This is a genomic window from Patulibacter medicamentivorans (genome assembly GCF_000240225.1).
GTDB lineage: Bacteria > Actinomycetota > Thermoleophilia > Solirubrobacterales > Solirubrobacteraceae > Patulibacter > Patulibacter medicamentivorans.
The window spans coordinates 1-23,892 of record NZ_AGUD01000254.1 but is presented as its reverse complement, the minus strand read 5'-3'; the positions used below and the strand labels follow the sequence as shown (position 1 = coordinate 23,892).

The window sequence follows — 23,892 nt, the reverse complement described above, 5'->3', positions numbered from 1 at the left end:
GCCGGTGCCGCTTCCGCTCTCGTTCATGCACGTGCGCGACGAGGCGCAAGCCGAGGCGCTTGATCGGCGCCAGAGCTTCACCGACATGACCCGGGCCGGCGCCAGCACGTGGCCACGACGTCAGGTGGCGCTGCTGGTGCGCGACGACGCGACCGGCTTGACGATCCTCGAGATCGGGACGGTGACGCGCAGCCATCAGCGCGTCGCTACCGGCTGGCACCGCCTGGGATACGTACGCCGCGTCGAGATCGCGCCGGTGCCACTCGAGCACCTGATCGCCGCGATCCCAGACCAGTTCCGCCGGACTGTCGACGAACGCGCATTCGGCGGCGGCGCACTCGCGGGAAAGAGCAGCGCCGCAGTCATCGACGCCATGGAGACCTTGCGCCCAGCCGCCGGCAGGGAGCTACGGCGGATGATCGGCGCGGACACCCCTCGATCACCACCGCTGCGCGGCGACGGCCTGCAGGCGGCCGCGCAGGAAGCCGATGCCGTGCGCCTCGCACTCGACATCGGCGACATCCCCCGCAAGGCGATGCGCGGCGCCTGGCCCGACGGCGAGTCGTCCTTTCTCGACCAACTCGAACGACTCCGCGCCGCCGAGGACACGACCATCGCCTACGACGGCATGCGGTTCCTGGACTTTGATCGCATCGAAAGCCCCTCGGGAGCGGTCATGTTTGCCAAAGGCTACGAGCGCCTGACGGTGGTCAACGTCAATCGGCAGCCGCTAGAGCGCACGACGGGTGCCGATCTCATCTACATCAACGAGACGATGCCGAGCTTCGTGCTGGTCCAGTACAAGACGATGCGTCGCGAGGGCGACCCGCCCAAGCTGCTCTACCGACCCGATGCGCAGCTCGCCGCAGAGCTTGACCGGATGCGCAAGATCGCGCCGGGCCGCGATGACCGCTCGCCGATGAGCTTTCGCCTGAGTCCCGGCGCATGCTTCCTCAAGCTCTGCAAGCCCGTCGTACGGCTTGACTACACCCAGGATCTGGTCAGCGGCATGTACCTCCCGCTGAGCTACTACGACGCCCTGGCGAACTCCAACGAGGTTGCGGGTCCGCGCGGAGGAGCCGTGTTCAGCTACGACACCGTGAGGCGGCACATCGACAACACGCTGTTCGTCTCACTGGTGCGCGGCGGCTGGGTCGGATCGCGAGGAGCCACCACCAAGCGGCTCAAGGATCTCGTGCTGAATGGGCTTGACGCCGACCGCTCAGTCACCGTCGCGGCCGCCTCGCGCAACTCCGTGTTTGAGCCCTCCGACTCCTAGCACGCACCGGCCCTCGAAAGCACGAAACCCCCGCGCTAGCAGGGGTTCCGTGTCCTATGGAGCTAAGGGGACTCGAACCCCTGACCTCCTGGGTGCGATCCAGGCACTTGTTGTGTAAACCACGCGGCTGTACGCAGCAGGGTCGGGCGGGTTGCCCGCTTTGAAAGGGATTATCGCTTGTTCGCTACCCGATCCGCTACCCACTGCCCGGTGCTACCCAATCTCGATTCCGGCGCTACCCACTGCTAGATTCGACCCATGGAGACCGTTCGAGACATCTCGCCCGCCCTGGTCGTCCGAGCGGGCGGCGGTGACCCTCCGGTCCCGTACTACGAGGCCGCGTGGCACGAGCCCACCGGCCCGGGCCGCACCAAGCCCGCGAAGCTCCGGATCGGGAAGGCCTGGCTGGACTTCGCCGGCCAAGACGAGGACGGTCGAGCCCTCTGGGTTAAGCGTCGCGGTCGCGTCCCCGAGGGGTATTTCGACGAGCGTCGTGCTCTAGCCGCTGCGCCCGACGTCGTTCAGCGGTACCGCGATCGTCAGGCAGCGAAGGCCCACGTGCCGTCTCCTACTGAGACCATCACGGTGAGAGAACTCGCCCATGAGTGGTTCGCCTGGCTGCGCGACGTGAAGACCGCGGCACCCTCGACGCTGCAGGACTACGGGTACATGCTGCGCGAACCCGGGGCGCCGGCAAAGCGAGGCCCAAAGAAGAGCCCGGGTCGCCTGATGCTCCGCTTCGGCGACGTTCGAGTCATCGAGGTGACACCGAAGGCCGTCTCGCTCTGGCTGCGCGATCTGGATGGCGAACTGGCACCAAAGAACGTCAACAAGCACCGCGACCTGCTGCACGCAATCTGCGCGTACGGGCAGCGGCTGGACACCTACAACCTGCCGGCCAATGCGGTGGCCCCGACCGACAAACGGCGCGAGCCCCCACCTGCGCACGTCGAGTACTACGAGCGCACTCAGGTCGAGGCGCTCGCTCGCGCCGCCGAGCAAGGGCCGCACAGAAAGCCCCGAGGCCGGAAGAGCCCGAACCATCGTGGACCGCTCGCGCCGTCGCCCCTGAGTGCCCGGCAGCAGGCCGCGCAGCTCGAGGAGTCACAGCTCCGCCACGCTGAAGACCAGCGTGATGCCGAGCTGTTTCGGGTCCTCTTCTACACCGGGATGCGGCTCGGGGAGATCCGTGCCCTGCGCTGGCGTGACGTGACGTTCGACCCCGACATGAACGGCGCGATGTTCCAGATCCGAACCGCTTTCTCGGCAGGCCAGGAGAAGCCGCCGAAATCGTGGCGCGCCCGCACCGTGGCGGCCCCCCGGCCGGCAGCCGAGGCGCTCGCGCGGCTGTCCCAACGATCGCGTTTCACCGAGGCCGACCACTTCGTGTTCTGCGGCAGGCGTGGTCAGGTGCTCAGCGACTCCGCGATCAGGCGGCGATACACCGCCGCCCGCGACGCCGCGGGGCTCCACCCCGTCAACCTCCACGGACTGCGGCACGCCGCCGGTTCGATCCTCGCGCAGGGCATCGACCAGGTCTACGCTGCGTCGATCTTGGGCCATGCTCGCGTTTCGACCACCGACCGATACACCCACGGTAAGGTCAACTCGAGGTCGATCGCCGCGACCAACGCGGCCTACGGCGTCACCGAGGCCTCATCGTCGGGCGAGATCTAATCGTCCTGCCCCGACCCCACGCTCGTCGGTCGCGTCCGGCTGAACTTTGGGACGCACTATCGGCGGCCGTCTTCGACTGTTCGGGTCTGTTCGAGATGGTGGCCGTGACGGATCAGACTGCCCGTTCCACCGAGGCGAGAGTGGCACTACTGGGCGGGCATGAGGACGGCGGACCCTCAGCGCCGGCCTCGTGCGTTCGCAATGAGCCCCTATGGACGGTTACGGGGCCGGGCCGTGGGGAACAGGCCCGCTAGCGACCCGGGACGGGATCGATCGGCGCCCGCACCGCTTGAGCTTCCCCGATCCAGCTTCACGATTCGGCGACTTCTCAGACGTCGATCGAGCCGGTCCTCCATGTCCGAAGCGCGGCAGCATCGTGCGCGCGCGCTCGGCTCGCGGAGCCGTCGTGCCGAGAATTCATCGGGCGAGCCGCCGTCTGTTCCTTGCAAATCAGGCATCGTCGACCTGCCGATCGGTACCGACGCGGTGCTGATCTTGAGGGGCCCGGGCGAGATCGTGCCGGTCATCGACTCCGCCGCTGGGGAGCACCTCCATCGCGAGATCGTGGTAGCCAGATCGGCTTTCCGGAGAAGGCCGAGAGTCGGAAGCCGTCCGCGAGGGCATGAAACCGACGGATACGGTGCGAGTACACAATCCAATGGTCGTCGTGCCCGCGGATCAGCCGCGGTCAGGAGCCCGCGTGCACTTCTGATCCTCACCCTGGCAGCGAGGACCCAACATCGGTTCCGGGTCCCTCGGTCGATGGCGTCGCAATGGCCCCAGGAACAAGTACTCGGGTAGGACCACCTGGTGTGGATCTGTTGTGGGAGAGGCTGAAGGACGGCAGGATCCGGCTCAGGAGCGTGGGCTGCCACCATGCCCACCGTCCGGCGATCCGCACGATCGCGGGGAGCAGGATCAGGCGGACGAGGAACGCGTCCAGCAGGACGGCCATACCGAGCACAACGCCCATCTCCTTCGCCGGGACGGCGGTAGAGGTCATGAACGAGCCGAAGACGCCGAGCATCGCAGCGACGGCGGCGACGATCACCGGCCCCGAGCGCCCCATGCCGGTTACGACGGCAGTGCGTGCGTCGCCGGTCGCGTCCCATTGCTCTCGTGCGGAGGAGACGAAGAACACGGTGTAGTCCATCGCGATCGCGAAGATCATTGCGGAGAAGAAGACCGGCACCCAGAAGTCCAGGAAGCCCTGAGGTTGGAACCCGAGGAGCCCGGTGAGGTGGCCGTCTTGGAAGATGTACACCGAGACGCCGAGCGCTGCGGCGGTCGAGAGGCCGCTGGTGAGGGTGCCCGCCAGCGCGATCAGCGGTGCTTGCACGGCGACGAGCAGCAGGATCGATCCGAGCAGCAGAATCAAGCCGAGTACGAGCGGTGCGGTGCTCGACATCGCGTGTTGTAGGTCGTGCAGCTCAGCCGGGGCGCCGCCGACGAGCGTTCCGCTTGGCAGGTCGCTGCGTAGCCGGTCGATATTCTTGCCGACCGATGAGCTGTCGGCGGTCGGCTTCATCGAGGCCTGCAGCACGGCGACCGAGGCGCCGGGACGCAACGGGAGTCGACGCACGTTCACCAGGGATCGGTCGGCGCGAGCGACCCGTTCGGCTTCGGCGGCGCTGCGGGGGGTTGCCGTGATCGCGACGGGCACGATCGCTGGTGCTCCGAAGGCCTCCTTGACGGCGGTGGTGCCCTGTCGAGCGGGAGCGTCGGGCGGGAGGATCGACTCGCCAGGGACCCCGATCTTTAGGTGGCCGAGCGGCAGCGCGAGGACGACCAGGACGGTGACCGCCGCGACGGCGAGCGGCCACGGGTGCCGCCAGACGAACGCGCCCCATCGGTACATGAGGCCGTCCCCATCAGGTCGGCGTGGCCGGTCGCGTCGTCGCCACGGCATCGCGCCCGCGTCGATCCGGGTGCCTAGCCGTGCCATGAGCAGCGGCATCAGCGTGAACATCACGAGCATTACCAGCGCGACGGACAGCAGCACCGCCAAGGTGATCGAGCGGGGCATCGGGCTGGGGATCAGGAAGCAGACACCGATGGCAACGAAGACGGTGGTGCCGGAGAACGCGATCGCGCGTCCGGCGGTGTCCATCGAGACCGCTGCGGCGTAGGCGGGGTCGTCCTCGTGTTCTCGCAGCGCCTCCCGGAACCGCATGACGATGAAGAGCGCGTAGTCGATCCCCAGCGCCATCGTGAAGATGAGCAGGAACGTCAGCGCCCACAGCGTGATGTCGAAGACGCCGGTCAGGAGCGTAAGCACGCCGCCGGTGACCGCCAGGCCGATCGTGGTGATCAGCAGCGGCAGGACGCCGGCGGCGATGGATCCGAACGCGAGTGCCAGCACGACCAGCGTGACCGGCAACGCATAGGTCTCGGCCTTGAGCGTTGAGTCGCGGTTGTCCTTGTTGAAGTCCGCCCACTGGGCCGATATCCCCGACAGGTTCGCGTCGTAGCCCGGACCCGCCGCGTCGGCGACTCGGTCGCGGAGATCGTCGGCCGCGCGGATCATCTCCTTCGGGGTCCCGCCTGCACCGCCGGTGACGACGACGACCCGCTCGTCGGGAGAGATTCGCCCGGTTTGCTCTGGGCTCCTCGTGCCGTCGACCGCGCTGTTGGTCGTCAGGAGCCGACCGACGGATTGAGCCGCTGCGCGAAAGGCGCGGTCCTGGGCGTACGGCCTAGGGCCGCGGATCACGACGCTGAGCGCGGAGCTCGCAGCAGCGGGGTCCCCCGCCTGGATCGCGGTACGAGCGCGGACGGAGTCCGAGCCCGAGGCATGCATTCCCGATCCCGCCAGCGAGTGCTCCAACTGCGGCAAGAACGCGCCAAGCGCGACGATTGCGACCAGCCAGAGGCACGTCGTGCGCCGACCGTGCGTGACACACGCGTGCGCGATCCGCCCTAGTGGGCCCAACGCAGCGATCTTCGACGGAGAGGACACTCACCGAACCGTACCCCACTTCTGCACCGATCGGTGAGATTATGCTCCCGGCGGATTCGGCCGCCGGCCCCGCGTGCCCGGGGCCGGCGGGGTGGGCGTCGCCCGGTGCCGACGGCTGCGGGCGTGCGTTGGGGGCGAAGCGCGCCGCGGCCTGGGCCCCGGGTGGTCCTGCGGTGCAACGGCCCCGCCGGGGTGTCGGGTTACGTGCTCTCGACCCGGCGGGCGGCCGTCGGGTCACCGTCCGGCGGCGGCACCCATCGCGAGGATCCCGGTCGCGTCTCCGACGACCTCGTGGCGCTCGACCTGCGGGACCTTCCGCCAGTCCACGGTGCCCGGGGGCTGCGCGGCGCGGGCCGCATCGATCGCCCGATCGCTGGCAAGCATCCGGTTCTCGTCATCCCACAGCGACACGGCGGTCACGCAGCCGCCGGGCCGGTCAACGAGCACGAACGTGGTCAGACACCCGAACTTCTCGGCGATCGGGGGCAGGACCACGGATTCGAGCTCGTCGATAACAGGCCGCACTCGCCCCGGGTCGAGGCCGTGGTAGCGATGGAAACTTGCATACATCGTCTTCATCGGAGACTCCTTCGTGGCATCTTCGCGAGTGGTCGGCCGCAGAGGTCTTCGCATTAGCGGTCGCACTCAATGTCGACCCGACCGTACCAGTTAAATGTACCGATCGGTGACAAATGCTTTCGAGATTTCGGAGGTGGCCGCCGGTAGCGTACGGCCCGTGCACGACGCGTCCGTGACCGATCAACTGGCCGGCTTGACTCCGAAGGGCGATCGGCGTGCCGCCTCGATCCTGCAGGCTGCGACCACGGTCCTCGCGCGCGATGGCTTCGGTGGTGCGACCCTCGGGCGGATCGCGACTGAGGCCGGCGCGGACAAACGCAGCGTCATCTACTACTTCGGAACTCGCGAGAAGCTGCTGGTGCGCGTGGTCCACGATCTTGGTGGCCGGATCGCCGAGAGTGTTCGTGGGGCCACGCCCGCTCACGCCGGCCCGAACCAGACGCTGGATGAGATCGTCGCGGCAACCTGGAAGGGCGTCACCTCCGACTCGCAGCTCGTTCGCGCATACTTCGCGCTCGTCGCCGGCGACGTCGAGGCCGGCGATGTCGATGACGCGCTGGGCGTCATCAAGGACACCTACCGCAGTCTCCTGCGCGACCAGCTCCTCACGCTGCAGAGTGCAGGCTGGGCCCTTCGCGGCGACCTTGACGACTCAGCGTCCGCCCTCTTCGCCCTCCTGCGCGGCTACCTCCTCCAATGGCTCGAAGAGGGTCCGAGCGCTTTCGAGCACGGCGGGCTCGTGCAGTTCAAGAGCTTCATTGCCCTGCAGTTCCATCCCTCGGCCGATGGTCGACAGCCGCTCTGATCACATGCTTCCGGTCGGCAGCTGCGCCGCGCCGAGGGTGTCGATGACGCGGCGGATGCCGTCTTGGCCGACGAACGCCGGCGGCCAGAGGAGCACGTCGTCGTAGACGGCGGCGCGCTCCTCGTAGCGGTCTCGCACGTCGTCCGGGGTGCCGGCGAGCGCGATGGTGTCGATCATCTCGCGCGAGACGGCGGCGATCATGCCGGGGAAGTCGCCATGCTTCCACGCGTCGCGGATCGCGGTGACCTCGCCGAGAAACCCGTGGTGCTCGTGGATGCCTTGGTAGGTCTTGACGGTGCTGTTGAACGCGATCACCGCCGCGGCCTGTTGCCGCGCGACGTCTCCGTCGTCATCGACGCAGCAGGTCAGGTACCCCACCAGTGGCGGCGCCGAGCGCCCTGCTCGAGCTGCTCCCTGAGCGAGGGCGGGCCGAACGACACTCTTGATGTAGGACGCGGTGAAGAGGGGGTGGCCGACGAGGCCGTCGGAGACTCGTCCGGCGGCCTGGATCATGCGCGGGTTCACGCCGGCCATCAGGAGCGGTACGTCGGGGCGCAGCGGCGGATCGACCGGGACGGTCGGCTTGACGTTCACACGGTAGAAGCGGCCCTCCGAGGCCTGCGGTCCTTCGTGTAGCCGCCAGAGCTGTCGGACCAACGGGAGGAGCTCTTCCATACGGGGGGCAGGGTGCTCGCCGTCCAGGCCGTGCCAGTCCTGCTGCATCCGCTTAGTGCCCGTCCCCAGCCCGAACCGTAGGCGGCCGCCGGAGAGCTCGTCGAGATCGCGGATCTCCGCTGCGAGCACGACAGGGGTGCGGCCAAAGGCGTAGGCAATGGCGGTGCCGACCCCGATGGTCGAGGTCGCTTGGATGATCGCGCCGAGCGGCACGGTCGCGGAGCGGTGGTGGAACTCGGTGGTCCAGACCGATGCGAAGCCTGCCTCCTCTGCCCACTTCGCCGCCTGGATCTGGTCTCGAAGCGGGCCGGGCGAAAGGACGATCGACGGTGCGCGCATTGCTGTTCGTCTCCTGAGTCGGTGGGCGCTCCGCGCGCCGGAACTCGTAGCCTAGCGGTTGACTCGGCGTGCAGTCGTTCGTATGTTGACACTATGTCGACACCCGTTTGGGACGAAGAGCTTGCCGAGATCCAGATCGCGGACGAGGCGCGTTGGACCGGCGGTCCGCCCCACCGGGAGTTCGCCCGGATGCGCCGGGAGCAGCCCGTCCATTGGAGCCCCGCCATCGCCCAGGCCCCGGGGGATTCGGGCTTCTGGTCGGTCACGACGGCCGAGGACGTGCACGCGGTCAGCCGGGACTGGCAGACGTATTCGTCGGCGCAGAACATCATCGTCCAGGACCACGGCATCCCCGTCCCGCTGGTGCAGGCGATGTTCATCGGCATGGACCCGCCCAAGCACGACCGCATCAAGAACCTCTTCCAGAAGGGCTTCACCCCGAAGGCGATCGCCGCCCACGCCGAGGAGATCCGCGCGATCACCGTCGCGGTCCTGGACCGCCTCGAGGGGCGGGAGACCTGCGACCTGGTCGGCGACGTCGCCCAGCCCGTGGTGTCCCGGGTGATCGGCAGCTTCATGGGTCTGGCGCCGGAGGACGACGAGCCATGGGCGAAGATCGTCGGCTCGGGGCTCGCGTTCGGGGACCCCGATCTCAACCCCGCCGGCCTCGAGGCGCTTGTCGCCGAGACGTTGCCGATCGTCTGGTCGCGTTGCGGGGAGCTGATCGCCGCCCGGCGCGCGCAACCGACCGACGACCTGATGAGCGTGCTGGTGCACGCCGAGATCGACGGCGACATGCTCAGTGAGCCTGAGATCGTCATGGGGTTCTTCCTTCTGATGGCGGCCGGCAACGACTCCACGAAGGCGACGTACTGCAGCGCGATGCGGGCCCTGATGGACGACCCGGGGCAGCGCGACCTGCTCCTCGAGGATCTGACGCGGGTGCCCGGCGCCGTCGAGGAGGCATTGCGGATGTTCCCTGCCTTCGCGCACTTCCGCCGGACGGCGACCAAGGACACCGAGCTCGGCGGGGCGCAGATCAGGTCCGGCGACAAGGTGATCCTCTGGTACCCCTCCTCCAACCGCGACGAGACGCGCTACGAGGATCCCGACCGGTTCGATGTCCTTCGCAATCCCGAGCATCAGGCCTTCGGCGCCGGTGGCCGGCATTTCTGTCTCGGGACCGCGCTCGCCCGCCTGGAGCTGACGACGCTGATCGAGGAGACGCTCAGGCGCTACCCGAAGATGGTCATTGACGGGGAGCCGACGTACGTCGTGTCGAACTTCGCCAACCAGCTCAAGACCCTGCCCGTCCGACTGAACGGTTGACCGTGGCGTTCGACCTCTCGACCTCCTCGCGCGCAGTCGGAGTCCGACGTCTGCTCGTCCGCGTGCTGTCATCACCGCGAGCGAAGGGCCTCCTTGGTCGTATGCGGTGGCTTCCGCCGGGTCCGGTCATCCGGATGCTGCCCCTGGTCTTCGATCCGACGGCGGGGGGTACGTCGACCGGATGCCTCGTCATCCACGTCGAAGGCCCCGGCGGTGGCTACTGGGCGGTGGACGTGACCTCCGTCGGAGCAGCGGTGCGGCGCGCGGATGCCGAGGCCTTCGAGGTCGCAGACTGCACCCTCGAGTGCGACCGCGACGCCTGGCACCGCCTCGCCACCGGCGAGATCACGGGGATGAAGGGCTTCATGGGCGGGGACGTCCGGCTCGCCGGGAACTTCGGCCTCGCCCTTCGCCTCGACACGTGCTTCGCGTAGGCGCCCGGGGAGGGTAGCGATCGCGTCTCTGCTCCGTCCTAGGGCGTCGCCGGCTCCCGGGCCGGGCGGGCGAACGACGCGATCCACGCTTGGAAGTCCGCGATCGTCTCGGCGAGCTCCGGGGTGTCGCCGTACGCCAGCCACTCCATGACGAGTCCCTGGATCGATGCGACGATCATCAGCGTCATCCGCTCCATGCTCATCCTGGCCCGGAACCCCCGGGCCTCGATGCCGACCCAGGCCTCGCGGATGACAGCCCGGAAGCCGTCATTGAGGTAGCGCGCACCCTCCTGCAATTCGACGTTGGCGATCGCCTCCGCCTTGATCGCCAGCCACGCAACCAGGAGGGCGCGATCGGTGGTCAGGCTCTGCCAGATCCGGTCGAACCCGACCTGCGCGATCTCCAGCGGGTCCGCGATCCCGTCGATCGCGGCCCGTAGACGGTCGATCAGCTGGTCGGCGACGTGGCGGACGACGCGGTCCAGAAGCTGCTCCCGCGATCCGTGATAGTACGCCACGAGGCGCTTGTCGACCGACGCCTCTCGTGCGATCGCCGCCAGCGACGTGGCGGCGTACCCGTCCCGGGCAATGCATCGCAGGCAGGCGGCGACGATCGCCTCGGCTCGGGCCTCGCGGCGGATGGCGCGCTGAGTCATGTATCGACCCTACGCGACCCGAGGTCGTGCCCCCCATCCTGCGGGGCCCGTTCCCCGATCGGGGAATTCGGCGGTACACTCCCGATGGCCGGGTCTTCCGGTACGCGGTCGCCTGACCCGGCCGCGCGGACGCGAGATCGTCCTCGGATCAGACCTCCATGCTCAACGCCAGGAACCCCATGGCCCCCCAGCCCCGAACGCTCTTCGGCCGCACCGCGGCGATCACGGGCGGTGCCCGCGGAATCGGGCGTGAGACCGCCCGCGCACTCCTCGCCGAGGGCATGCGTGTCGCGATCGGCGACATCGACCTCGACCTCGCGAAGGCCACCGCGGCCGAGCTGGGTCATGATGGGCAGGTCATCGCACTGCCTCTGGACGTCACCGATCCCACCTCGATGGAGGCGTTCGTCGCCGATGCGGAGGAGCAACTCGGGCCACTGGACGTCTTCATCAACAATGCCGGGATCATGCCGATCGGCCGGTTCCGCGACGAGACGCCCGCCGGTGCCGCCCGCCAGGTCGACATCAACATCCACGGGGTGCTGAACGGCGCGAGGACGATCCTCCCGCGGTTCACCGCCCGTCATGGCGGGCACCTTGTCAACATCGCGTCGATGGCCGGGAAGCTCGGCGTCCCGGGTACGGCCACGTACGCGGGCACCAAGCACTTCGTCGTCGGATGGTCGGAGTCGGTGCTGAGCGAGTTGCGCCACGACGGGATTCCGGTGGACGTGACGTGCGTCATGCCGGCCGTGGTGCGCACCGAGCTCTCGGCGGGGGCGAAGGCGACGCGCGGGGTGAAGGACGTCGGCCCGGACGACGTCGCCGACGGCATCGTCTCCGCCCTCAAGGTCCCGCGGTTCGACGTGTTCGTCCCGCGGATCGGGGGGACCGCGGCGAAGATCTCGGCGGTGCTGCCCCGACGGGGCCGGGAGCTGCTCGCCCGTGCCACCAAGGCGGACGTCACACTGCTCGAGGCGGACACGTCCAAGCGCGGTGCCTACGAGCTACGGGCCGCGCAGAGCCCGCCGCGGCAGGTGCAGGCCGCGAGCGACGCCGACGCGCTGACCGCCCCGGCCGAGGCGCGCCGACCGGCAGAGGAGCCGGGGGCGTGACCTACGCTGCCGGGCTGTGTCCCGGCGGGTGGCCACCGCCGTGGGGCGAGTCGACAGCGGGCAGGACGGTGCAGCCGAGCGCACGCAGCGCGCGGATGAAGCGCTCGTCGGTGGAGGGATCGAGGACCAGTGCCTCAGTGCGGTCCAGTCCCAGTCGGCGCCGAGCCCGTTCCAGCACCTCGGCGTGCTCGGGGGCAACGCCCGGGTGGAACTGCGGCGGGCAACCGGCGTCGAGTGCACGGACGACCTCGTCCCCGGCTGCGACCGCCAGCGGCAGCGCAGGATCGACGTCGCCAGCCGCCCCGATCCGGTCGTAGAGCACCTCCAGCAAAGCCGGGGCGAGGGCCACGCGGCCCTCCGGCCTGGCGGTCGCGAGGCGGTCCGCGGCGGCCGCCGCGGTCGGGGAGTGCGTGTCGGTCATCGTGGAGGCCCGGGGCGGAAGGGTGGGGCGCCGATCGCGGCGTCAGACGTGATCGGCACGCTAGCCCCCGGGTTCGTCGAGCGCAACTATGAACTTCGACTAGACGTCGACGAGGTGTCGGATATCATGTCGCCCATGAGTCGACTAGCGGCAGCAGGGGGAATTCATGGGCGGAGGCCTCCCCGGCGTGCAAGCGTGGACCTCGCCCGAGGACGGGATCGCCGCGGAGGCGCGGCGAGGAGATGGGCAGCCGGGTCACCGCAACCGCAGCCCGGCGGGCCCGTCCCGGTTATCTGAGTGCGTGATGGTCAGCACAACACCGGTCCGACGCGGGACGCTCCATGCGTCCGAGGATCGAGCGGGAGGCAGTGAGCGCCCCGGTCGCGACGCGTACGACGAGCCACGGCGTCCGTCCCGGGACGACCGGCCCGCGAGGGCACGAGCGATGCGCACAGGGGCCCGCCCGGCCACCTATGCCCAGATCGCCTCGGCGCTCGGCGTATCCCAGACGACCGCGCAGCGATGGGCGACTGCAGAGGTGCCGCCGCCCACCCGCCGACCGCCGCAGCCGCCGACGTGCGCGCGATGCGGGGGGACCGGTTCCCAGACATATGCTCGCTGCCGGCTCTGCAGGTCGGTCCTCCGGCACGCGAAGAGCGCCCGGAGGATCATGGGCCTCATCGAGGCCGGGATCACCCCCCAGGCCCGGGCACTGCGGCAGTCCGCCCCCGAGCTCGACGCGGTGAAGGTGGAGCTTCTCCTGCGGCAGATGCGCGCGACGGGCTGGCTTCCCGCGCAGCGCACCGGTCCGCAGGACCTCGCGGACCGCGAGCTGGTCGCGGCGCTCGCCACGGGTCGGCACGCGGACACGCGGGGAACGACGGCGGCGCAACGGGAGGCGGCCACCATTGCGGCGGGCTGCATCCTGGCGGCGCAGGAGGCCCCAGCGGGGTGATGCGATCGCTCCACCCGTGAGGGGGTGAGGTCGCCTCCGGGAAGTTCGCGGGCCGCCCGCCCGCGGCTTCGGCTCAGGACGACGATTGCGCGGCGCTCAGGATCACGGCGTTCACGCGGTCCCCCGCTTCCAGCGGTCCCTGGTGCCCGCAGCGGTCGAGCAGGTGGAGCGCGGCGTGGGGGATGAGTTCGACGAGTCGCGCCGCTGCCGCGGGCGGGGTGATCCGGTCGGACTGTCCCCCGATGACGATGGTCGGGAGGTCGAGGTGCGCCGCCGCCGATTCGGCGTCCAGCTCGGCCAAGAACCGGAGGAACGCTGCGCGAGACCGAGGATGGGTCGCACGCAGCAGCCGCGAGGTGAGCGCGAGGTCTGACGATCTGCGATCGGGACCCAGCACCAGCAGGTCGAGCAGTCCGGCCAGCACCGGCGCGCTCGGCGGTGACAGAGGCAGGGGCGAGCGCACCACAGGCCACAGCCCGAACATCATCACCGCCGCGAGCCGGGGTGGGATGAACGAGATCGCTCCGTCGAGGATGTGACTTGCCACCGTGTTGATGAGGACGACGCCTCGGACGTTGATGGGCCGCCGCCGAGCCGTCCTCGCCGCCCAGCCCATGATCGCGATGCCTCCCATCGAATGCCCCACCAGCGTCGTCGGAAGCTCCGCGGGCGCCAACGCGTCGACGATGGCCTCGACATCGCCAGCGAGGGCGTCGAGCGAGATCCCGGACGGTCCCGGGCGTCCGCTCTTCCCGTGCCCGCGCTGGTCGAAGGCGACCACCAGCAGTTCGTCCGAGAGCGCCTCGACTTGGCGGTGCCAAAACGGGATCGCCATCGTCACGCCGTGGACGAGCACCACGACGCCTCGCGGGTCGCGCGGGCCGGCCGTGACGGCGTGGAGCCGGGTACCGTCCGCGGCGAGGATCGTGTGCTCTACGGGATCCGGGCGCAGGAGCGTGCTCATGCGCCCGGTCCGGTCCGGCGAGATCCCGAGAGGGCGGTCGACGGCCGCTCTCCGGCGGCCGAGAGCCCGCCCAACAGCAGGGCGACCGTGTGGTCGGTGAAGCGGTCGACGAGCCGTTGCTCGTCCAGTTCCGGGAAGAGACTGCGCGCGCCCGACACGTAATCGGCCATGCCCGCAATCGACGCGAACAGCAGCCGGGGATCCAGGTCTCGCCATCCGCAGTCCTTGCGTCCCTGCGCCAGCAAGCGACCGTAGAACGGGATCAGGACGTCGCCGAAGACGTGCGTGATCCGCTCCCGATGATCGAGCCCCGTGCGCAGCTGCTCGCTCAAGCGGGTGCCGTACGGGAAGCGGAGGAAGTTGCGCACGACGGCGCGAACGTGACGACGAAGCTGCTGCTCGGGGCCTAGGGCACTTGCGACGAGCTGCTCCAGTTCGGCCTCGACGTCGCTCCTGATGCGCTCCACGAGGGCGCCGAGCATGTTGGCCTTGTTGCCGAAGCAGTAGCGGACCATGCCTGTCTGCACCCCCGCACGGCCGCAGACCTGACTCAGCGACGGCGGGGCCCCGGCCTGCTCGACGAGCAGCTCGTGGGCCGCCTGCAGCAGGCGTTCACGGGTGGCGTCAGCACCTTTCGGGGGGCGACCTGCGGGGGCCGGCGACGGTAGGGATGCGAGCATCACGGCGGAAGCCTTCTAGGCCGAGGGACGGTGGACCGCCGCGCGGACGGCTCTTACACGATCGTATAATACGCGCGATGAGCGCAACCCTTTACGTCTGCCCGTTCTCAGCCGCCTCCGGTGGCCCGCGGCTGGCGGTGCCAGCATGACGGGGCGTGAGCCGCGCGTCGTGATCATCGGTGCCGGGATCTCCGGCATCGGCATGGCCTGCGCCCTGAAGACGCAGGGCTTCGGCGACTTCAAGGTGTACGAGAAGGCGACCGGTGTCGGTGGCACCTGGCACCACAACCGCTACCCCGGGCTGGCCTGTGACGTTCCGAGCCGCTTCTACCAGTACTCATTCGACCTCAATCCCGGCTGGGATCGGCTCTTTGCGCCGGGGAACGAGATCCGTTCCTACGTCGAAGGTGTCGTCGAGCGTCACGGCATCGAGCCGCACCTCGAGCTCGGGACGGAGATCACGGATGCGCGATGGGATGGGGGTCGCTGGCGCGTGACGTGCGGCGACGGAACGGTGGACGAGGCAGACGTCCTCGTCTGTGCCACCGGTGTCCTCCACCGTCCGCACGTCCCGGATCTGCCCGGGCTCGAGACGTTCGCCGGGTCCACGTTCCACTCATCGCGGTGGAACGAGGGGGAGGAGTTGACCGGCAAGCGGGTCGCGGTGATCGGCACCGGCTCGACCGGAGTGCAGATCACCGGCGCGCTCGCGGGGGTCGCTGCAAGGGTCACGGTCTTCCAGCGCAGTCGGCACTGGGTCATGTTCGCCCCCAATCCGCGATACACCCGCCTCGGCAAGGGGCTGGCCCGCCGCTTCCCGGCGCTCGGGCGCCTCGGATACCACGGGTACCGCGCCACCTTGTTCGACTTCTTGAGCCAGGCGACCGTCATCCGCGGACCTCGCCGTCGCATCTCGCAGGCCGTGGTCCGGGCCAACCACCGGCTGCTGATCAGAGACTCAGGCCTCCGCGAGCGTGTGACGCCCGAATACCCGCCGCTGTGCAAGAGGCTCATCGTTTCCCCGACGTGGTTCCGGGCCATCCAGCGGCCGGACGTCGAGGTCGTCGATACGGGCATCGAGCGGGTGGTCCCGGAAGGGATCGTGGACCGAGCCGGGCGGTTGCACGAGGTCGACGTCATCGCTCTCGCCACGGGGTTCGACGCGCAGGCGTTCATGCGGCCGATGAGCATCTCCGGGGAGGATGGAGTGACCCTCGAAGAGGCCTGGCGCAACGGTCCGCGGGCGTTCCGGACCGTCGGACTGCCCGGGTTCCCCAACCTCTTCACGCTCCAGGGGCCGCACGGACCGGCAGGCAACTACTCGCTGTTGTCCCTGGCCGAGACGCAGATCGCCTTCGTCATGCGGTGGATCGACCGGATCCGAGCCGGAGAGGTGGTCGCGGTCGCGCCGACGCAGGCGGCGACCGACGCCTACTACGAGGAGCTGCGTGCGCAGGCACCGGAGACCGTCTGGTCGGAGGGGTGCCGGTCCTGGTACCACGACCCCGACGGACGGGTGGAGCTGTGGCCCTGGACGGCCCGGCACTTCCGAGAGCTCCTCTCACGGCCGTCCGACGGGAACTTCGACATCACGCCACCGCCCGGGTCGGCGTGTGGTCCACCGTGAACGTGACCGCCGCCGGCGTGCCGGGCTTGACGCCGCGGACGCCCCGCCTCGACGCGCTCTGACGGGCTGGTCGAGGCGGGGCCCCCGCCTCGCCGTGTACCGGGGGTTCGATCCATCGAGGTCGGTCAGCCCGGTGCGTTGGCGCCCCACCCGCTCCAGGCCTCCGGGAGCGCTTCGCCGCCTTTGGCGAAGTGCTCGAGATCGACCGCGAGGAAGAGCGCCTGCGCCTCGGCGACCACCGTCGCGCGCTCGTCGAGCAGACGCGCGGTGAGGTGCAGCTTGCGGCCGTCTCGGCCTGTCGCTCGGGCTTCGACGGTCATCGGATGGTGCAGCAGGGTCGGCGCACGGAAGTCGACATGGATGTTCGCGGTGACGGCAGGAGTCTCGAGGACGACCAGCAACGAGGCGACCGCGTCGTCCAGGACGGTCGTGACCGCGCCGCCGTGGGCGATGCCGGGGGCGCCCTGCTGTCGCCGGTCGAATGTGACCTCCCCGCGTACGACGTCGCCGTCCACGCGCAGGCGGAGGCCCATGCCGGCGGGATTCTCCGATCCGCATCCCAGGCAGTGGGGGTGGTGCTCGGGGATCGTCCCGTCCGCTGCGACCCTCACGTGTGACGTTCCAGGGCCGCGATGGCGTCGTGCTCCAGACGGTGGACGTCCTGCAGCGTGGCCGCGGCCTCCGGGTGGTCGTGTGCCGCTGCATCCGCGGCGAGCCGCTCCCAGGCGTCGCTGAGCCGGCGGAAGACGACCGCGGTGTCGGCGACCTTCGCGTCGTCGAGCATCACCGCGGTCTCCTCGAGGAACCCGGCCTGCAACGAACGGAACATCGCGCCGCCCGTGCCGGCCTTGACGATCAGGACGCGCAGGACGTCCAGGACCGCCGGGAGCCCGTCACCGAACGTCGCCGGCCACCGCGCGAACGACGTGCTGAGCTGGTCGACGCCGCGCAGGCCGGTGTGGCCACCGAGTCCCCCGACCGATTCGTCGATGCCCCGCATGTTCGTCAGCACGGTCGTCGTGGCCCGGCGGAACGCGTCTCGTAGCGGCGGGAGCTCCGTCGGCCAGCCGTACTCGAACGTCGCGCTGCGGTTGGGTCCGGGGAACGAGGGCGAGTTGCGGGCCCGGCTCAGGCTCTCAAGCGAGCAGACCTGGAGCTCCTCGCGGTCGTTGTCGGCCACCCAGGCCACCCCGCGCTCGGCGTCGTAGTCGACGATGACGATGTCGTGGCGGGTGTTGTTCATTCGGACCCGGAGGTACTCGAGTTCGCCGATGTCCGCCCAGACCATGGGGGGCGCTCCGCGGTCGATCGCGGCCCGGGTCCACGCCCAGCCCTCGTCGGGGTCGTCGGTCTGTCGCAGGTCGACCGTCGCGCCGAGGTGCGCGGCGACGTCCAGCTCCATCGTCCCCGAGCGGCCGACGAGGTAGAACGGGACGCCCGGAACCTCGTCGCCGTAGAAGAATCCGTATCCGCCGGAGAGCCCGAAGGCCATCGCCTCCGACAGCGGGCTGCCGTCGTAGTCCAGCCCGTGGAACTCGAGCAGATCCCGGAGCGCCCCTGAGCCGCAGTGCCCGGCCTTGCGGTGCGGGAACGCCCGGGCCTTGGCGGACGGGGTCACCGGGGTTGCGGAGGCGGAATCGTTGCCCATGGATCTAGCGTACAGTTCTTTCCCCGATCGGAGAGATGTTGCGCAACCGACGGGACCGAACCCAGCATCGCCACCGTCGGCGGCACGGCCCCGGGGGTCCCGGTCGTCGTTGCCCTCGGCTGATCGGGGCGTGCCGGCTGCGCCAGCGCCCAGGCACACTGCGGCAAGGCGCCGGACGCGTTGGAGGTCGCTCCGCGCGAGACCACGGGTTCGCGGCGACGGGGCTTGGACACGACACCCGCCGGCCTGGAGGCTCCGGCGGCCCGGTGGCCGGTCCATGCAACGCAACGCATTCGACGACGAGCACCGCATGTACCGGGACACGGTCCGACGGTTCATCGCACAGGAGATCGTCCCCAACGACCAGGAGTGGGAGCACGCCGGAGCGGTCGACCGCGACCTGTTCCGGCAGGCCGCGGCGCAGGGCCTGTTGGCAATGCAGGTGCCCGAGGAGCACGGCGGGCTCGGCCTGGACGACTTCCGGTTCAACCAGATCGTGGGGGAGGAGGTCGGGGTCGCAGGAGTGATCGGCAGCGGGACCGGCATCACCCTGCACACGGATGTGGTCCTGCCGTACATCCTCGAGCTCGCCACCGACGAGCAGCGGGATCGGTGGCTGCCGGGGATCGCCGACGGCACGCTGATCACCGCACTGGGGTTGACCGAGCCCGGGATGGGCTCGGACCTCGCCGGCATGGGGACCTCCGCTCTGGCGACCGACGCGGGGTACCATGTCAACGGCTCGAAGACGTTCATCACCAACGGCATCAATGCGGACCTCGTCGTCACGGCGGTCAAGACCGACCCGGCGCAACGCCACCGCGGCATCTCGCTGGTGGTGCTCGAGCGCGGGATGGACGGCTTTGACCGCGGTCGCAACCTGCAGAAGATCGGGATGCACGCGCAGGACACCGCCGAGCTGTTCTTCCGTGACGTCGAGGTCCCGGCGGAGAACCTGCTCGGCCGTGAGGGCGAGGGCTTCCGCTACATGAGCCAGAACCTCGCGCAGGAGCGCATCGGCATCGCGGTCGCGGCGGTCGGCGCCGCACGCGGTGCTCTGGACGCGACGTTGCAGTACACGAAGGAGCGCAATGCGTTCGGACAGTCGGTCGCGTCGTTCCAGGCCTCGCGGTTCGCGCTTGCGGAGATGGCCACGGAGATCGAGATCGCCACGCACTACTGCGATCAGGCGGTCCTCGCCCTCAACGGCGGGACCCTGACCCCCGTCGACGCCGCGATGGCGAAGTGGTGGACGACCGAGTTGCAGGGCCGCGTCGTCGACCGATGCCTCCAGCTGCACGGCGGATACGGCTACATGCTGGAATATCCGATTGCGCGCTTCTACACGGACTCGCGGATCTCGCGAATCTACGGTGGGACGACCGAGATCATGAAGGAGATCGTCGGACGCGACGTGGTCGGTCGATAGCCTCGGCGGTGCCCGGCAGCGCTGCCGGGCACCGCACTCTCGGTCCAGCGCCGAACTACCGCTGTCGCGGCTTGCGGCCCCACATGACGACCATGAGGCGGTCGAAGACCTTCGCGCCGAGCTTGGTGTTCGGGAACATCGTCGGCTCGCGGCGCAGGACGAAGCGGCTGACCATCAGCGTGTGGGTCTGCGTGTACTTGCGGATCCCGGCGGAGCCGTGGCGCGCGCCGACGCCGGACTCGCCCGCGCCCCCGAACGGGGCCTCCTGGGCCATGTAGCTCATGATCGCGTCGTTGACCCAGCCCACCCCCGCGTTGATCCGGCGGGCGACGCGCTCGCCGCGCGCGAGGTCCTTCGAGAACACGCTGGACCCGAGCCCGTACTGGGCGTCGTTGGCCAGGCGGATGCCCTCGTCCTCGTCGGCGACCTTCATGATCGGCAGCGTCGGGCCGAAGGTCTCCTCGGTCATGCAGTCCATCGTGTGGTCGACGTCGACGAGGACCGTCGGCTCGTAGAACCGGCCCGGGCCCGCGCCGCGCTTGCCGCCGACGAGGACGCGCGCGCCCTTGGCCACGGCGTCGTCGACGTGGGCGGCGATCGTGTCGATCTGCGGCGGGAAGGTGATCGCGCCGACGTCGACGGAGCCGAAGCCCTCGGGCGTGCCCTGGCGCAGCGCGCGGACCTTCGCCTCGACCTTCTGGACGAACTCGTCGTAGACGGGCGCCTCGACGTAGACGCGCTCGACCGACATGCAGATCTGGCCGGAGTTGCGCATGCCCCACTCGACGGCGACGTTGGCGGCGCGCTCGAGGTCGGCGTCGTCGAGGACGATCATCGGGTCCTTGCCGCCGAGCTCCAGCGAGCAGGGGATCAGGCGCTCGCCGCAGCGCGCGCCGATCTTGCGGCCGGTCTTCGTGGAGCCGGTGAACATGATCATGTCGGCGCGGTCCACGAGCGCGGAGCCGGTCGCGCCGTCGCCGGTGGCGACCTGGAAGACGCCGGCGGGGAAGCCGACCTCCTCGGCGCCCTCGGCCATGAGCTGCGTGGCCAGCGGCGTGATCTCGCTCGGCTTGATGATCACGGAGTTGCCGGCCATGAGCGCGGGCAGCGCGTCGCCGAAGCCGAGGGTCAGCGGGTAGTTCCAGGGCGCCACGACGCCGACGACGCCCAGCGGCCGGTACGTGACCTTCACCTTGCGGCCGAGGACGAGCGGGGAGTGGGTGCGGACCTTCTCGTCCGCGAGGTACTTCGAGGCGTTCTTCGCCCAGAAGCCCATGGAGTCGGCGACGTAGAAGAGCTCGGCGAGCAGCGCGTCCTCGCGGGTCTTGCCGTTCTCGGCGACGACGACGTCGACGACGCGGGAGCGGTTCTGGACGAGCCAGTGGCGCAGGGCGAGCATCAGGCGCCGCCGGCCCTGGAACCCGAGCGCCTGCCAGGCGGGCTGCGCGGCGCGGGCGCGGGCGACGAGCTCGTCGATCCGCGCGGCGCTCATGTTCTCGACGAACTCGATCGTCGTCCCGGTGGCGGGATTCTCGACGGCGATCATGCCCTCGGGGGTCTTCTGGGTGGTCTCCTGCTGCAGCAGCTCAGACATGCGCCTCTCCTGTTCCGGGCCGCCACACGAGCACGGGTGCGGGCAGACCGTCTGGGCGCCCGGACGACGCCGTTCTCCGATCGGGGAACACTGTAGCTGATGAGGGGGAGTCGAAAAGGCGGAGCTTCGGATCAGGCGCACCGAAATATTCGTTGGCATCCGCGGCGGCTTCGGAATACGGTGACGCCATGTCAAGCACGCCGTCAGTTCACAAGCTCCACGCCGCGTCCTCATCGGGGCGCACGTCCTCTCGATCGGAGGTGTGACGTGTCGTCCACGCTCCCCCTGGGGCTCATGCAGCACGACGCGCCGCTGGACCTCCAGCACGCGTTCCGGCGCCTGGCCGGAATGCACGCCGACGCGGGCGAGGTGGTGACCCTGCGGTCCGCCGACGGATCGGTCGACCGCGTCGGATATCGCGAGATCGCGGAGCGGACGGCGCGTCTGGCGTCGGCGCTCGACGGGCTCGGGATCGTCCAGGGCGACAGGGTCGCAACGTTCATGTGGAACAGCCACGAGCACACGGAGGCCTATCTCGCGATCCCGTGCATGGGGGCGGTGCTGCACACGCTGAACCTCAGGTTGTTCGCCGAGCAGCTCGTCTACATCGTCAACCACGCCGAGGATCGCGTGGTCATCATCGACGACACGCTGATCCCCCTCGTCGCCCCGCTGGTCGACCAGCTGCCGACGGTGGAGCACTGGATCGTCGTCGGCGAGGGGGACGCGTCGGCACTCGGTGACGGCGTGCTGCGCTACGAGGAGCTCCTCGCCGAGCAGCCCGGTGGCTTCTCGTGGCCGCGGATCGAGGACGACCGGCAGGCGGCGGCGCTCTGCTACACGAGCGGGACCACGGGCAACCCGAAGGGGGTGCTCTACAGCCACCGCAGCACGCTGCTGCACTCGCTGGCGATCCTCACCGCGGACAGCTTCGGCATCTGCAAGTCCGATCGCATCCTGCCGGTCGTGCCGATGTTCCACGCCAACGCCTGGGGGCTCGTGTACGGCGCCGCGTTGTCGGGTGCGTCGCTCATCATGCCCGGGCCGTTCATGCAGGCCGGACCGCTGACGACGCTGATGGAACGCGAGCGCTGCACGGTGGCCGGTGCGGTTCCGACGATCTGGATGGACGTCCTGCGCTACGCGGACGAGCACAAGCCCGACCTCAGCGCGCTGCGCGTGGTCCCCTGCGGCGGTGCGGCGGTGCCGCGGTCGCTGATGCAGGAATTCGAGGAACGCCACGGCGTGACCGTCTGCCAGGCGTGGGGCATGACCGAGACCAGCCCGCTCGCGTCGGTCGCGATTCCCCCGGCCGACGCCGTGGGGGAGGAGCACTGGCGCTACCGCACGATGCAGGGTCAGATCGCCCCGCTGGTCGAGGTGCGGATCGTGGCGGACGACGGGACGGAGCAGCCGTGGGACGGCGTCTCGTCGGGCGAGATCCAGGTCCGGGGGCAGTGGATCGCCTCCGCCTACTACCGCGACGACACCTCGGCCGACAAGTTCGACGACGGGTGGCTGCGCACCGGCGACGTCGGGGCGATCACCTCGGACGGGTTCATCGCGATCACCGACCGGTCGAAGGACGTGATCAAGTCCGGCGGCGAGTGGGTCAGTTCGGTCGACCTCGAGAACGCGCTGATGGGGCACCCCGGGGTCCGTGAGGCGGCGGTGATCGCCAAGCCCGACGAACGGTTCACCGAGCGGCCCCTGGCCTGCATCGTCCGTGACTCCGACGTCTCGGCCCAGGAGCTGGTCGACTTCCTCGAGGGTCAGGTCGCCCGGTGGTGGATCCCGGACGAGGTCGCATTCGTCGACGAGGTGCCCAAGACCAGCGTCGGCAAGTTCGACAAGAAGGAACTGCGGCGCCGCCTCGCGGAGGACGAGTTGGACGATCGTCACGCGGTGGCGCGTCCGGCGGCGAAGCCGGAGTCCTCGCCGGCGTGACCCGCGACTCGATCCCGGCGGTCGCGACCGCCGGGATCACTACGCCGCTCAGGCGTACGACCGTGAGCGGTCCGCCACCGCGTAGGTCGCCGCGCCCGTAGCGGCCGTTGCACCGAGGACCGATGGCCAGGCGCCGACTCTCCGGGCCAACGGATGTGACAGCGCGAAGGCGCCGAGGTAGACGCCCGTGAGCACCGTCGCGACCGAGGTTCCGCGATCGCGGCGCCAAGTCGCCGCGCACCAGCCCAGTGGGCCGATCATTGCGATGAGCGCTCCGGACTGCGACCCGACACGGGAGGCGACGATGTAGCTGCCCAGCATCGAGGCGGCGGCGACAGGGGCGGTCGGGCGAGTCATTCGCACCAGTTCTAGCAGTGGGGCCGGGCGGTGACCTCTTGGGGGCTCCAGACGTGCGCCCCGGAGCTCGGGGCGCGTCCGCCCCACGACGGGTCGTGACGCGACATCGGACGGAGGCAGGGCGATCTCGCGCTTGAGGATCTCGCCGGTCGGGCCCCTCGGGAGCTCCTCGACGATCCACATGCGATGGCGCCGAGCCGAGATGGGGCGCGGAAGGGATCTGCGAGAGCGGGACGGGTCCGGCGCCCTCGCCCCGACCCGTTCACGAGGCGTCCAACAGCGTGGGTGCCCCGTGCGGTCAACCGCTTCGGTCGCCGACCATGTCGGGGGCGATCCTTGAGAGGCCCTTCATCGACGTGCTCCGGGTGCGGTGTGGTCGGGGTCGCAGGTGCCGGCGAGGCCGGCGGGCCACGGCGCGGACCC

General features: G+C 69.7%; 20 protein-coding genes. 10 read left to right on the top strand and 10 right to left on the bottom strand.

The annotated features are described in order from the left end of the window. Nucleotides 1–4: 4 nt before the first annotated feature. Entirely contained in the window at nt 5–1,279 is a 1,275-nt protein-coding gene (locus PAI11_RS18065; protein ID WP_040600869.1) for a hypothetical protein, read from the top strand. Between the two features lie 258 nt (nt 1,280–1,537). Then, the gene (locus tag PAI11_RS18055; protein WP_040600868.1) at nt 1,538–2,956 is read left to right on the top strand and encodes a tyrosine-type recombinase/integrase; all 1,419 of its coding nucleotides are present in this window, start codon (nt 1,538–1,540) and stop codon (nt 2,954–2,956) included. A 715-nt stretch (nt 2,957–3,671) separates the two neighbouring features. On the opposite strand, the gene PAI11_RS18050 is transcribed toward PAI11_RS18055, so the two are convergent. Together PAI11_RS18050 and PAI11_RS18045 are read right to left on the bottom strand one after the other, a co-directional pair. Further along, the gene (locus PAI11_RS18050; protein ID WP_007577455.1) at nt 3,672–5,915 is read right to left on the bottom strand and encodes an MMPL family transporter; all 2,244 of its coding nucleotides are present in this window, start codon (nt 5,913–5,915) and stop codon (nt 3,672–3,674) included. Nucleotides 5,916–6,149: 234 nt separating this feature from the next. Then, the gene (locus tag PAI11_RS18045) at nt 6,150–6,494 is read right to left on the bottom strand and encodes a hypothetical protein (protein ID WP_040600867.1); all 345 of its coding nucleotides are present in this window, start codon (nt 6,492–6,494) and stop codon (nt 6,150–6,152) included. 157 nt (nt 6,495–6,651) lie between these two features. On the opposite strand from PAI11_RS18045, the gene PAI11_RS24715 reads away from it, so the two are divergent. Continuing rightward, on the top strand, nt 6,652–7,299 hold the full coding sequence (locus PAI11_RS24715; RefSeq protein ID WP_050897305.1) for a TetR/AcrR family transcriptional regulator: 648 nt from the start codon (nt 6,652–6,654) through the stop codon (nt 7,297–7,299). Here the strand turns inward: PAI11_RS24715 and PAI11_RS18035 are convergent, their stop codons facing one another. Further along, entirely contained in the window at nt 7,300–8,313 is a 1,014-nt protein-coding gene (locus PAI11_RS18035) for an LLM class flavin-dependent oxidoreductase (RefSeq protein ID WP_050897304.1), read from the bottom strand. Nucleotides 8,314–8,406: 93 nt separating this feature from the next. On the opposite strand from PAI11_RS18035, the gene PAI11_RS18030 reads away from it, so the two are divergent. Together PAI11_RS18030 and PAI11_RS18025 are read left to right on the top strand one after the other, a co-directional pair. Continuing rightward, nucleotides 8,407–9,642: a cytochrome P450 gene (locus PAI11_RS18030; protein WP_007577449.1), complete on the top strand. Its 1,236-nt coding sequence runs from the start codon at nt 8,407–8,409 to the stop codon at nt 9,640–9,642. Between the two features lie 134 nt (nt 9,643–9,776). Next, entirely contained in the window at nt 9,777–10,076 is a 300-nt protein-coding gene (locus PAI11_RS18025) for an SCP2 sterol-binding domain-containing protein (protein WP_040600866.1), read from the top strand. Nucleotides 10,077–10,114: 38 nt separating this feature from the next. On the opposite strand, the gene PAI11_RS24710 is transcribed toward PAI11_RS18025, so the two are convergent. Beyond that, complete coding sequence (locus PAI11_RS24710; protein ID WP_007577440.1) at nt 10,115–10,732, bottom strand: TetR/AcrR family transcriptional regulator; 618 nt, start codon at nt 10,730–10,732, stop codon at nt 10,115–10,117. 158 nt (nt 10,733–10,890) lie between these two features. Here PAI11_RS24710 and PAI11_RS18015 point away from each other — a divergent pair, with 158 nt between their 5' ends. Continuing rightward, nucleotides 10,891–11,847, top strand: coding sequence for an SDR family oxidoreductase (locus PAI11_RS18015; RefSeq protein ID WP_244406567.1), 957 nt, complete (start codon nt 10,891–10,893; stop codon nt 11,845–11,847). A gap of 1 nt (nt 11,848) precedes the next feature. Here PAI11_RS18015 and PAI11_RS18010 read toward each other — a convergent pair whose 3' ends face one another. Then, complete coding sequence (locus tag PAI11_RS18010; RefSeq protein WP_040600865.1) at nt 11,849–12,268, bottom strand: hypothetical protein; 420 nt, start codon at nt 12,266–12,268, stop codon at nt 11,849–11,851. 670 nt (nt 12,269–12,938) lie between these two features. Between PAI11_RS18010 and PAI11_RS18005 the strand changes: the two genes are divergently transcribed. Continuing rightward, complete coding sequence (locus PAI11_RS18005; RefSeq protein WP_040600864.1) at nt 12,939–13,223, top strand: hypothetical protein; 285 nt, start codon at nt 12,939–12,941, stop codon at nt 13,221–13,223. Nucleotides 13,224–13,296: 73 nt separating this feature from the next. Here PAI11_RS18005 and PAI11_RS18000 read toward each other — a convergent pair whose 3' ends face one another. Beyond that, nucleotides 13,297–14,187 carry an alpha/beta fold hydrolase gene (locus tag PAI11_RS18000; RefSeq protein WP_040600863.1) on the bottom strand — a complete coding sequence of 297 codons (891 nt, stop codon included), beginning with the start codon at nt 14,185–14,187 and terminating at the stop codon, nt 13,297–13,299. Then, a complete protein-coding gene (locus PAI11_RS17995; RefSeq protein WP_244406568.1) occupies nt 14,184–14,867 on the bottom strand; it encodes a TetR/AcrR family transcriptional regulator in 684 nt (227 codons plus the stop codon). Before PAI11_RS17995 ends, PAI11_RS18000 begins: the two co-directional genes overlap by 4 nt. A 145-nt stretch (nt 14,868–15,012) precedes the next feature. On the opposite strand from PAI11_RS17995, the gene PAI11_RS17990 reads away from it, so the two are divergent. Continuing rightward, nucleotides 15,013–16,494, top strand: coding sequence for a flavin-containing monooxygenase (locus tag PAI11_RS17990; RefSeq protein ID WP_040600861.1), 1,482 nt, complete (start codon nt 15,013–15,015; stop codon nt 16,492–16,494). A gap of 125 nt (nt 16,495–16,619) precedes the next feature. Here PAI11_RS17990 and PAI11_RS17985 read toward each other — a convergent pair whose 3' ends face one another. Next, nucleotides 16,620–17,027 (bottom strand): PaaI family thioesterase, encoded by a 408-nt coding sequence (locus PAI11_RS17985; protein WP_007577428.1) that lies wholly within the window; start codon nt 17,025–17,027, stop codon nt 16,620–16,622. A 74-nt stretch (nt 17,028–17,101) separates the two neighbouring features. Then, nucleotides 17,102–18,142: a BtrH N-terminal domain-containing protein gene (locus tag PAI11_RS17980; RefSeq protein ID WP_007577415.1), complete on the bottom strand. Its 1,041-nt coding sequence runs from the start codon at nt 18,140–18,142 to the stop codon at nt 17,102–17,104. A 277-nt stretch (nt 18,143–18,419) separates the two neighbouring features. Between PAI11_RS17980 and PAI11_RS17975 the strand changes: the two genes are divergently transcribed. Next, nucleotides 18,420–19,571 carry an acyl-CoA dehydrogenase family protein gene (locus PAI11_RS17975; RefSeq protein WP_040600859.1) on the top strand — a complete coding sequence of 384 codons (1,152 nt, stop codon included), beginning with the start codon at nt 18,420–18,422 and terminating at the stop codon, nt 19,569–19,571. Between the two features lie 55 nt (nt 19,572–19,626). Here PAI11_RS17975 and PAI11_RS17970 read toward each other — a convergent pair whose 3' ends face one another. Then, complete coding sequence (locus PAI11_RS17970) at nt 19,627–21,165, bottom strand: succinic semialdehyde dehydrogenase (RefSeq protein WP_007577411.1); 1,539 nt, start codon at nt 21,163–21,165, stop codon at nt 19,627–19,629. A 294-nt stretch (nt 21,166–21,459) separates the two neighbouring features. Between PAI11_RS17970 and PAI11_RS17965 the strand changes: the two genes are divergently transcribed. Beyond that, nucleotides 21,460–23,112, top strand: a complete 1,653-nt coding sequence (locus tag PAI11_RS17965; protein WP_007577409.1) for a long-chain fatty acid--CoA ligase — start codon at nt 21,460–21,462, stop codon at nt 23,110–23,112. Nucleotides 23,113–23,892: the final 780 nt, after the last annotated feature.